This is a genomic window from Nitrosomonas sp. Nm58, assembly GCF_900107335.1.
In the GTDB taxonomy this organism is placed as follows: domain Bacteria; phylum Pseudomonadota; class Gammaproteobacteria; order Burkholderiales; family Nitrosomonadaceae; genus Nitrosomonas.
This window is the reverse complement of sequence record NZ_FNPQ01000112.1, coordinates 1-1,469: the sequence shown is the minus strand read 5'-3', so window position 1 is coordinate 1,469 and position 1,469 is coordinate 1. Positions and strand designations below refer to the sequence as shown.

The 1,469-nt window shown below is 48.2% G+C and carries 1 protein-coding gene and 1 pseudogene; one reads left to right on the top strand and one right to left on the bottom strand.

What is annotated here, in order from left to right; all coding sequences use genetic code 11:
- Positions 1-218 precede the first annotated feature (218 nt).
- Positions 219-1,217 (bottom strand): annotated as a pseudogene (locus BLW34_RS15265) (IS1595 family transposase).
- Positions 1,218-1,317: 100 nt separating this feature from the next.
- On the opposite strand from BLW34_RS15265, the gene BLW34_RS15935 reads away from it, so the two are divergent.
- Positions 1,318-1,469 (top strand): transposase (locus BLW34_RS15935; RefSeq protein WP_256203837.1); only part of this gene is annotated, 152 nt, incomplete at its 3' end.

Below are 1,469 nucleotides of genomic sequence, written 5' to 3'. Positions count from 1 at the left end.
TTCCTCATCATTTATATCCGTTTTGTATGACATCTCTTAGCTTACTATCAAAAAATACTTGATTCTAATGGAAATCGTTTTGCCAGACAGCTTCTAAGACTCTCTCTTGATTTGTCATCATAGTTTATTTATGCGATGAGCTGAAATATTTTAAGGGTCGTAGGAAATTAAGTGCTTACTAAAGGGTATTAACTTACTGAGATGAATGTTAAAAAAGGCTAAGTCTGCATTAATAATTGAAGTTGATTTTCACGTGCGAGAGCGGCCTGGAGCCGAACGATTGGCGAGTTGTGTTCGCCCCAACGTTCCAACCATCTACACCAACCCAGATAATTATCCAGGTACTTGGTCGCGCCTCCATGAAATCTTTTCATCCACTGTTTGAGTCGGCTGTCGTAGGAATTAACGTTCTGGATATGGTAAACACCAGCAATGACTCGAATCCCAGCAGAGAGATTGACGGGGCGATGGGTAATTCCGAGGCTATGAGCCACAGACCGGTAGACAGCAGCGCCATCACTACAGAAAATGGCATCTTTCGCGAGAATAGCCTGCACAGGAGGTTCAATTGTCTTCTTATCAATCTCAGTCAGCATGAAATCCGCTGTTACGCCAGAGCGGTCGCTTACTACCAACACCAACACCAACACCAACACCAACACCGGCACCGGGTCTTTGCTCGTGCCACGTGCATGGATTTGCTTGCCGCGTTTGTACGGTGGATGATTCAGATGGGGTTGACCTTTGCAGGAAGAGGAAAAGAAAGTCTCATCCACCTCGACGATCCCTCCTTGAAGGTGGTTGGCTTTGGTAGCCAGCCAGCAAAGCCAGGAACCGATGGCGCCAGTGGAAACTGGTATTTTTGACGATCCCGCATCGCTTGGCGCTCGCACGCACGGTCAAGCCTTCAATCAACGCCGCGTTGTAATTCAACCACTGTTCCTTATGCCGCAGACAGGTCAAAGGGGTTCCCGATACGGCTGTGAACGGGTGCTTACACGCGCAACAGCGAGAACGCTGCAACTCCGTTTGTTGCCCCCAACGATAGGGGTGATCCGCCTGGCAGGCCGGGCAACTCGGTTCAAAGAATTCTCAAGCCACTTCACGACCGCAGCTTGTGGCGTCACCTCGCTCCAGCAATGCCTGACCTGTTCTTTTTGACCACAGCTAAGTTGCGATATCTTTTCCAACCGCTTCCGAAAATCAGGGGCTTTCATGACTATGCTCTCCAGTCTTATGGTTAGTCTATTGGACAAAGATGTCTTTTTGAATCGCCCCGGGTTTACAGGAGACTCTATTTCTTGAGAGGATAGAGTAATAAAAAAACAAGTAAGATATTCACCGGAGGTTCGTGAACGGGCTGTCCGATTGCTGTATGAACACCAAAGGGAGTATGAGTCGCAATGGGCGGTACTGGAATCGATAGCCTCCAAGATAGGTTGTACTGCTGAGACGTTGCGCAAATGGGT